The sequence below is a fragment of the Paenibacillus sp. AR247 genome (assembly GCF_002968895.1).
Taxonomy (GTDB): Bacteria; Bacillota; Bacilli; order Paenibacillales; family Paenibacillaceae; genus Paenibacillus_AQ; species Paenibacillus_AQ favisporus.
Genome location: NZ_PCZT01000021.1, coordinates 25200 through 34784, shown reverse-complemented (window position 1 = coordinate 34784; position 9585 = coordinate 25200). Strand labels below are relative to the sequence as shown.

General features: G+C 52.0%; 8 protein-coding genes. All 8 read left to right on the top strand.

From position 1 onward, the window contains the following. On the top strand, positions 1-994 hold a 994-nt coding region (locus CPT76_RS28575; RefSeq protein ID WP_105445350.1), incomplete at its 5' end, for a PP2C family protein-serine/threonine phosphatase. Between the two features lie 6 nt (positions 995-1000). Beyond that, positions 1001-4603 carry a response regulator gene (locus CPT76_RS28570; RefSeq protein WP_258168898.1) on the top strand — a complete coding sequence of 1201 codons (3603 nt, stop codon included), beginning with the start codon at positions 1001-1003 and terminating at the stop codon, positions 4601-4603. Continuing rightward, the gene (locus CPT76_RS28565) at positions 4573-5427 is read left to right on the top strand and encodes a CheR family methyltransferase (protein ID WP_105445291.1); all 855 of its coding nucleotides are present in this window, start codon (positions 4573-4575) and stop codon (positions 5425-5427) included. The genes CPT76_RS28570 and CPT76_RS28565 overlap by 31 nt, the downstream gene beginning before the upstream one ends. A gap of 16 nt (positions 5428-5443) precedes the next feature. Beyond that, a complete protein-coding gene (locus tag CPT76_RS28560; protein WP_105445290.1) occupies positions 5444-7120 on the top strand; it encodes a response regulator in 1677 nt (558 codons plus the stop codon). A 110-nt stretch (positions 7121-7230) separates the two neighbouring features. After that, positions 7231-7569 carry an STAS domain-containing protein gene (locus tag CPT76_RS28555; protein ID WP_076176095.1) on the top strand — a complete coding sequence of 113 codons (339 nt, stop codon included), beginning with the start codon at positions 7231-7233 and terminating at the stop codon, positions 7567-7569. 18 nt (positions 7570-7587) lie between these two features. Further along, a complete protein-coding gene (rsbW, locus tag CPT76_RS28550; protein WP_105445289.1) occupies positions 7588-8040 on the top strand; it encodes an anti-sigma B factor RsbW in 453 nt (150 codons plus the stop codon). Further along, complete coding sequence (locus tag CPT76_RS28545) at positions 8037-8807, top strand: sigma-70 family RNA polymerase sigma factor (RefSeq protein ID WP_076176089.1); 771 nt, start codon at positions 8037-8039, stop codon at positions 8805-8807. Before rsbW ends, CPT76_RS28545 begins: the two co-directional genes overlap by 4 nt. Positions 8808-8938: 131 nt before the next feature. Further along, on the top strand, positions 8939-9511 hold the full coding sequence (locus CPT76_RS28540) for a magnesium transporter CorA family protein (protein ID WP_105445288.1): 573 nt from the start codon (positions 8939-8941) through the stop codon (positions 9509-9511). The last annotated feature ends 74 nt before the right edge of the window (positions 9512-9585 follow it).

The following is a 9585-nucleotide window of genomic DNA, read 5'->3' as shown; positions in this document are numbered from 1 at the left end:
ATTTTTGCTCGATATGATGATGCCTGAAATGGATGGGATCGAGGCCTGTCAGGTGATCCAGAAAAACGAGCATCTCAAGGATATACCGATCATCATGGTCACGGCGGTGGGAGATTCCAAAAAGTTAGCCGAGGCGCTGGATGCCGGAGCGGTCGACTATGTGACCAAACCGATCAACAAAGTGGAGCTGATGGCCCGGATCCGCCTGGCACTCCGTCTCAAACATGAGAAGGACTGGCATAAGGAGCGCGATCAGCGGATTCAGGAGGAACTGAGATTGGCTGCGCTGGTTCAGAACGCGGTGCTGAGTCCCGCTATTGAGGACGAGTTGTTTGAGGTTCACGCCATTTATCAGCCTTCCGCCGAGCTTGCCGGTGATCTATATGCCTGGTATTCCCTCGGCAACGGCCGTTACGGTGTCCTTCTTTTGGATATGATGGGCCATGGCATCTCGTCGTCCCTGTTTACGATGTTCATCGCGTCGGTCCTGAAGGATACGGTAACGACCTATGTGGAGCCGGAGAAAGTGATCCAGGAGCTGAACCGCCGGTTTAACCAGCTTCACATCGAAAATCAGCTTGTCCAATATTATTTTACGGCGATTTATTTAGTTGTTGATACCTCGATGAAACGGATTGACTACGTCAACGCCGGGCATCCACCGGCTTTATTTTTCCAACAGAACGGAGACATGCTGCTGCTTGACCAGGCATGCTGTCCGGTCGGCCTATTCGACAAGATGGACATCGATCCGCAGACCTTGTCTTACGAAGGGGAAGGCCATATTGCGCTGTACACCGACGGCTTGCTGGAACTGGTCCAGGGCGATCATGACGAACAAGTCGACTTTTTGGTCAGCCACCTGAAGCATTCGCATGAGTGGAATGAAGAGAAGATGTACCAGGCATTTTTTGAAGACCACGGAACCCAGGAGCGGGAAGACGATAAATGTCTCGTCTGGATTTCGTTAAAAGAGGGAGCGAATGAAGAATGAAACTGAATTTTGATTGCTTTGACGGTGGTTGGCTACGACCGCATGAATTATATGAACAAGCAAATGGATCGTATCTATGAGGACCGGTATTTGAAAGTGCGGTATTCCACCGGGGTCCGGAGCGAAGTGAACGATATGTCCAGGTTCGTTATGAGCATGATGCTGAATCACAACGTGGCGACAGATAACAGCACTTCCGAGATCAACGATATGATCGCCAAGGGCGAACAAAGTTTGCAGAAGCTGAATGCAACCACCACCTCTCCTGAGGAAAAACAAATGCTGAACCGCGTTCAGAAGGCGTGGTCGGATTACAAAGAATATATCAACAAGCAGTCCGCCTTGTTATCCAAAGGGATGATGGACGATGCCAACACCTACCGAAATGCAAGTGGATCCCCGATCCAGCAGGAAGCGATAGACAGCATCAATGCGCTTTCCGAATATCAGGATCTGCTGGTCGATCAGCAGATGAGTAATGTCAAAGCGGCTTACAACAGGTCCGTTCAAATCACGACCGCCATTATGATTGCCGGGCTGCTGCTTGGACTTGTCGTCATTCTGTGGGTAATCTCTACGATCACGAGGGGACTCGGCGTTGTGAACATGATGATCAACAGCTTTGCCAAAGGCCGGATTCAGGCCATCCGCCGGATTAAAGTGACTTCAAGAGATGAAATCGGCCAGGTAGCCCATGTGTTCAAGGAAATCGCTGAAGATCTGGAAGAGAAGCAGGAGCTGGAGCAGAATTACCTCCAGGCCCAGAAGGACCAAAACTGGCTCAATTCCAATGCGAGCCGGGTCACCGAGCTTCTTCGCGGCATCAATTCCAGCAAGCAGGTATCCCAAATGTTCATCAGCGAGTTTGCTCCGATCATCGGGGCGGCCTATGGAGCTATATATATTCAGGACGATGATCAAAATCCGAATATGCTGTCTCTCGGCGGAACATACGCCGGCCAGGGGGAACGCTCGGCGAGAGGCAGAGTTGAAATCGGAGAAGGCCTGGTCGGGCAGAGCGCTCTGGACCGCAAACCGATCGTCACCGAGCTGCCGGAAGACTACCTGTCAGTGGACTCGGCCTTTGGTTCGGCGAAGCCGGCACATCTGCTGATCTATCCGGTCGTGTTTGAAGACGAGCTGCTCGGCGTCGTTGAAATGGCGTCGTTCGAGCCGTTCAGCGAGCTGGCCAGACAGCTCTTGTCCCAACTCACCGCGAGTCTGGGCGTCATTATTAATAACATTAACCGCCGCGTTCGCGTCGAGGAGCTTCTGCGTGAATCGCAGGCGCTGACCGAGGAGCTGCAGTGCCAATCCGAGGAGCTGCAGACCCAGCAGGAGGAGCTGCGCCGCTCCAACGAAAATCTGGAGGAGCAGACCGAAGCGCTCAAGCGCTCCGAGGATTTGCTGCAGCGCCAGCAGGAGGAGCTCGAGCATTACAATACCGAGCTGATCGGCAAGACGCGCGCGTTGGAAGAGCAGATGCAGCAGCTTGAGGAGAAGAACATCGAGGTTGAAGATGCGAAGGCCAGACTGGAGCAGCAGGCGATGCAGCTGGCGGTGACCAGCAAATACAAGTCGGAGTTCCTGGCGAATATGTCTCACGAGCTCCGCACGCCGCTCAACAGCCTGCTGATCCTGTCGCAGCTCCTGTCCGAGAATAAGGAAGGAAACTTGAGCGATAAGCAGAAGGAATACGCTCATACGATTTACATGTCGGGCGCCGATCTGCTCAAGATGATTGATGAAATTCTGGATTTGTCCAAGGTTGATGCCGGCAAAATGGAGATCAACTCCGAAACGGTGCCGATCGAGGAATGGCAGACCTTCGTCAACCAGAATTTCAAGCCGCTGGCCAATTCGAAGCAGGTTGCGCTCCACGTTCACGTGGACAACGATGTGCCGGATTCCGTCGTTACCGACGGATACCGGGTCAAGCAGATCCTGCGCAACCTGTTGTCCAATGCCTTTAAATTCACCAGCCAGGGTTCGGTCGTGTTCACGGTCCGTCGGGCGGATCCGAAAGTCTTGCCGGCTTATCTGGACCGGAACAAGGAATATATCGCGGCGGCCGTCAAGGATACGGGCATCGGCATACCGAAAGATAAGACCGACCTGATCTTTGAGGCGTTCCAGCAGGTGGACGGTACGACCAGCCGCAAGTATGGCGGTACCGGACTTGGTCTTTCCATCAGCCGTGAGCTGTCCCGCCTGCTTGGTGGGGGAATTGAGGTCGAATCGGTCGAAGGACATGGCAGCTGCTTTACGCTGTATCTGCCGGTCACTGAGGAGAAGCCGGAGGCGTCTTCTTCCGCTCAGGACGAGGCCGCCGTTTCCAGCGAGCTGATGCTGCCCAAGCCGGCGCAGAACATGGTGGATGAAGAGGAAGCCGCCATCACCGCGGCAGAGCCTCTGGAAGACGATCGCGAGCGGATTGCCGACAAAGATAAGGTACTGCTCATCATTGAGGATGACATCAAATTTGCCCGTATTTTGATGGATATGGCGCGGGGGAGAGGCTTTAAGGCCCTCGTGGCGATGCAGGGCGATGTCGGCCTGCATATGGCCAAAACGTACTTGCCGGATGCGGTCATCCTGGATATCCAGCTTCCGGTTATGGACGGCTGGGCGATCCTGGGCGAGCTGAAGGGGAATTCGGCAACCCGCCATATCCCGGTTCACATCATATCGGTATCGGATGAAGTGAAGCAGGGCCTGAAAATGGGGGCCATTGCCTATTTGAAGAAGCCTTCCAGCAAAGCGTCCCTGGAGCATGCCTTCTCGCATATTGAATCGTATACCGAGCAGTCGCTGAAGCATCTCCTCATTGTAGAAGACGATGACATCCAGCGCCGCTCGATCATTGAGCTCATCGATCACGATGATGTCGCAATCACCGCCGTGTCCACCGGCAAGGAGGCGCTCAGCGAGCTGCGGAAGAAACGCTACGACAGCATGGTGCTCGATTTGATGCTGAGCGATATGACCGGATTCGAGCTGCTGGATCAGATCCAGCAGGACGAAAACCTGGGCTATCTTCCGATCATTGTGTACACCGGCAAAGATCTCGACAGCAAGGAAGAAATGCGCCTGCGCCAATACACCGAGTCCATTATTATCAAGGACGTGAAATCGCCTGAGCGCCTTCTGGACGAAACTACATTGTTCCTGCACCGGGTGGAAGCCAATCTGCCTGAGGACAAGCGTCAAATCTTGCAGAAGCTTCATAACAGGGAAGCACTGTTTGAAGGGAAGAAAATCCTCCTCGTCGACGACGATATCCGGAACGTCTTTGCGCTATCGAGCGTTCTGGAGAATTATGGCATGGAGGTGACCTTCGCCGAGAACGGACGCGAGGCGATCGACATCCTGACCGGAGACCAGCCGTTCGATTTGGTGCTGATGGATATGATGATGCCGGAGATGGACGGCTATGAGGCGATGCGGCAAATTCGCCAGATGCCTCAGTTCCATAAGCTTCCGATTATTGCCTTGACCGCCAAGGCGATGAAAGAAGACCGCTCCAAGTGTATCGAGGCCGGTGCTTCCGATTACGTGAAGAAACCGATCCAAACGATTTGGGGCATACAGATCAAGACATCCCCGTAAAGGATGAGACGGAACGGGAAGATATCGAGCTTGAGCTTCTTCTGGAAGGCATTCACCGTTTATATGGTTACGATTTCCGCGATTATGCGATTCCGTCGCTCCGGCGCCGGATATGGCATTTTATACGTGCGGAAAGTTTAAACAATATTTCCCAGCTTCAGGAGAAGGTGCTGCATCACCGGCCCGTTTTTGAGCGGCTGGTTCATAATCTGTCGATTCCCGTCACAGAGATGTTTCGTGATCCGAACCTCTTTCTGACTTTTCGAAAAAAGATCGTCCCCCTGCTGAGAACCTATCCGTATATCCGTATCTGGCATGCAGGCTGCTCCACCGGAGAAGAGGTCTACTCCATGGCGATTCTGCTGCATGAAGAGGGACTTCTGGACAAGGCGAGGATTTACGCCACGGATATGAACGACCGTTCCCTGGAACAGGCAAAGCAGGGGATCTTCGGGATTGAGAAAATGAAGCTGTATACGAAAAATTACATTGAAGCGGGCGGAACCCGCTCCTTTTCCGAGTATTATACCGCCAAGTATAACTCGGTGATTTTCCAGCCCTTTCTAAGCAAAAATATGATCTTTGCGGAGCATAATCTGGCAACGGATAGCTCCTTTAACGAGTTTAACGTTATATTTTGCCGTAATGTGATGATCTATTTCAACGACACGCTCAGGGATCATGTCCACGGCCTGTTTTATGAAAGCTTAAGCCGCTTCGGAATTCTGGTTCTTGGAGCCAAAGAGTCGATACAGTTTACGGAATACAGTGATTCTTACGAACCGCTGGATCGTGTAGAGAAAATCTACAGGAAGATTAACTAGAGAGTGGGAGGATTCCATGGGGTCTCAAGAACCGATTCATATTCTGCTGGTTGATGACCGTCCGGAGAACTTACTCGCCCTGGAAGCTGTGCTGGAGAGTGAGCAATATAATCTTGTGAAGGCGACCTCCGGAGAGGAAGCGCTCCGGTGCCTGCTGAAGGATGAGTTTGCTGTGATTATACTGGATGTGCAAATGCCAGGTATGGACGGGATTGAAACAGCCAAATTGATCAAGGCAAGGGATAAAACGAAAGACATTCCGATCATCTTCATCTCAGCGAACAGTAAAGAAGCCGAGCATTTATTCGCAGGCTATTCAGCCGGTGCGATTGATTATATGGTGAAGCCGTTTATCCCGCAAATTCTGAAGTCCAAAATTGAAGGCTTTGTGGAAATGTATTTGACCAACAAAAAGCATAAAACCCAGACCATGCTGCTGCAGCAAAAAACGCAGGAGCTGGAGAAAGCCAATCAGGAGCTCATTAAAGCCAAAGAGGCGGCTGAAATCGCGGCCAAGGCCAAAACCGAATTTTTGGCGATGATGAGCCATGAAATCCGCACGCCGATGAACGGCGTGATCGGTATGGTGGATCTGCTGATGGAAACCGAGCTTAAGGAAGAGCAGCTGGAATATACGGAGATCATCCGCAAAAGCGCCGACGCACTGGTCACGGTGATCAACGACATCCTCGATTTTACCAAGATGGAATCCGGGAAAATGGAGATGGAGGAGCATCCGTTTGAGCTGCAAAACTGCATCAAGGAAGTATTCAGCCTTTTTTCTATGGAAGCAGGGAAAAAGGACCTGGAGCTGGTGTACTTTATCGATGAAGCAATCCCGCCCATCATTTACGGGGATATGGCCCGCCTGCGTCAGGTGTTGATCAATCTGATCTCCAATGCGGTGAAGTTTACGCATCAGGGCGGAGTCTATCTGATGGTATCCCTTCGGGAAAGAGCTGAAGACGACAGCCTCATGATCGAATTTGCGGTGAAGGATACCGGTATCGGCATTACGCCGGATAAGCAAAACCGCTTGTTCCAGCCGTTCTCCCAGCTGGATTCTTCGATGACCCGGAAATACGGGGGCACGGGGCTGGGACTGGCCATCTGCAAATCGCTCGTTGAAATGATGGGCGGCAGCATTTACGTGGAATCGACCGAGGAGAAGGGTGCCACGTTTATCTTTACGATCCGGACGAGCGAGCCTGAATCGGATGACGGCATGATGGGCATGGGCGACGACCTGCTTGTTTCCCTGCCGTCTGCAAAAGACGAAGAACCGCTGATCCTCGTGGTAGACGACCATCCGGTCAACCAGAAGCTGATGGTGAGCATGCTGGGCAAGCTGGGATTGAGAGCAGAAGTGGCCGAGGACGGGCGGCAGGCAGCGGATAAAATCCGCGCCAATCCGGTGTACCGGCTGATCTTCATGGATTTGCAAATGCCGGTCATGGACGGTCTGGAGGCCACGGCCCTCATCCGCGAGATGCAGCCTCAGGGATACCGGCCGGTTATCATCGCCATGACCGCCAATGTGATGGAAGGCATCCGAAGCCGGTGCAGGGAAGCCGGGATGGACGATTATATCAGCAAGCCGGTCAATATGAAATCGGTGAAGGAGATTCTGATGAAGCATCCGGTGCCTGCACAAAGCAAAGGCTTGCAGACCTCCGATGCCAACTCCATGTGACGGGAGCCAAAATATTGCCAGGCATAAGCTTGCGTACAAGCTGATTCAAACGGGGGATTTAGGGTAACTGTTCTTATACAAGAAAAACAAAAAATCGGGAGAGAATGTCTATGAATACGAATAAGAACGAAAAATTCAATGCAACGACAGAACGCCATGAAGGTTCCTGCACGGTCTACCTGAGCGGGGAACTGGATTTATCGGTGGCGCCCGACTTCAGGCTTGTCATGGAACCGCTTGTTGGGGATTCCGAAATCGATCTAGTGATTAACTTGAAGGATCTGAAATATATCGATAGCACAGGGATCGGCATTCTATTGTCCATATTGAAGGCCAGACATGGGATGGATGCCCGTTTTGTCGTGGAAGAGGTTCCTTCCCAAATCCAAAGGCTGTTTGACATGACGGGTATTGCGAAGTTTTTTGCCGCGAGTAGGAATTCCCAATAGGAAAGGATCGAAGACAGTATGAATGCTGAAGTTCAAAAAGTCGTGATAACATTACCGGCCAATGCTGATTTTGTAGATATCGTAAGATTGAACTTGTATGGAATCGCATCGAAGATGGGTTTTTCTTATGAGGACATCGAAGATATGAAGGTAGCCGTATCGGAAGCTTGTAACAACTCCGTTTTATATGCTTATGCTCAGGAAGGCGGCATGGTGGAAGTAACGTTCGAAATCGGCATTGACCAATTGTCCATCAAGGTCAAGGACGACGGGGAGAGCTTTGACCGGATGAACCGTACCGAAAACACCGTGACATTGCATGACAAAGACCTTCATGATGTGGAAATCGGGGGACTCGGCTTCTACTTGATGGAGGCGCTCATGGACGATGTGATGGTAGATAATGAGGCCGGACGCGGCACCCAGGTGGTTATGACCAAACGGCTCATGAGAAGTGAGGAGAAAGTATGAATGATAAGGTGACTCCCCCCGAGTCCATGAGCGAGGCGGTCGGTCTGATCTGGGAATACCAGCAGACGAAAGACAACGATATCGCCACCGTGCTTATCCAAAAATATGAACCGATGGTCAAGATGGCCGCGGGTAAAATCGCCCGTAACCGCCCGGACCTCTACGAGGACTTGTACCAGGTCGGCCAGATGGCTCTGATCCGGCTGCTGCAGCAGTACGACATCAGCTTGGGCATTCCGTTTGAACCGTATGCCATGAAGAGCATGATCGGGCATATGAAAAACTTTTTGCGGGATAAGTCCTGGTATATCCAGGTTCCAAGAAGGATCAAAGAGAAAGGCGCACTCGTCCAGCAGGCTATTGATGAGTTAACCGTCAAGCTGGAGCGTTCGCCGGACGTCCGCGAAATCGCTGAATTCCTGGATCTGTCGGTGGAAGAAACGGTAGAGGTCCTGGCCGGACGCGAATGCTACCACTATGTTTCACTGGACTCTCCGCTGTCCCAGGAAGAAACGGGTGCAACGCTCGGTGAACTGATCAGTTCGGACGTCAACGACTATGATTCGGTGGAAAAACGGATGGATCTGCAGCAGGCGATGAGCCAGCTGAAGGAACAGGAGCAGAAAGTGCTGCTGCTTGCCTTCCAGGATGGTGAATCCCAGCGCTCGATCGCCCAGAAGCTGGGGGTTTCCCAGATGAGCGTCTCGCGGATTCAGAAGCGTGCAACAGAAAAGCTGAAAGAAATCATGTCTAATTCATACCAATGACGGACAAGCTTATGTTATGTTTCGACTCAACCGGAAGTTCGTAAGGACACGCCAGTTCTCCCTTGAGAATATACGGCGTGTCCTTTTTGGTGAACAGAGATATGGATGGTGAGATAGAGGAGGTGGGTCATATGGCAGCTGAGGTTTCAAGCAATATATTATCTTTTGCAGGCCACTGGACATGGCATGATCTGGTGGTGGAGGACTGGTCATCGGAAGACTTCAGGCAGCTGCAGGAGGCATGCCCCCTGATCGAGGAATGGCTGGAAGTCATCCCGAACATCGAGCAGAATTATATGTCCGTCCGGTTTCCTGACGGCGTGAATGCCGTCATGTTCGGCACGCTGCCCTATTCGGTCAAAATGGAAGTGGAAGACAGCGCTCACGTGGACCGGGTTCACTTTTACGTACAGCGCGACAAGCTGATTACGATCAACCTGGATCAGAATACCCGCGAAATCATGGCTACCGAAGAACGTACGGCCATGCTGCACCAATGCCACAGCGCGGTGGACGGCATGTTTGTGCTGGCCCGGACAATTCTGCACTATTTTCATCTCGGCCTGGACCATTTCGAAGCGAACCTCCGCAAGCTGGAGCATGCGATGGAGATGGATAACCAGCGGTATTTGATGGACAAAATCCTGAACTCGCGGTTTGCTTTGCTGTATTGGAGCAATTTGTCACGCCGTTTCAGGAGCTGATCGCGGCTGCCAGAGAAGGGTATTTGGACAAGCTGGAGAACAGCCGGCGTTCATGCAGCTGCTGCACCGGATCG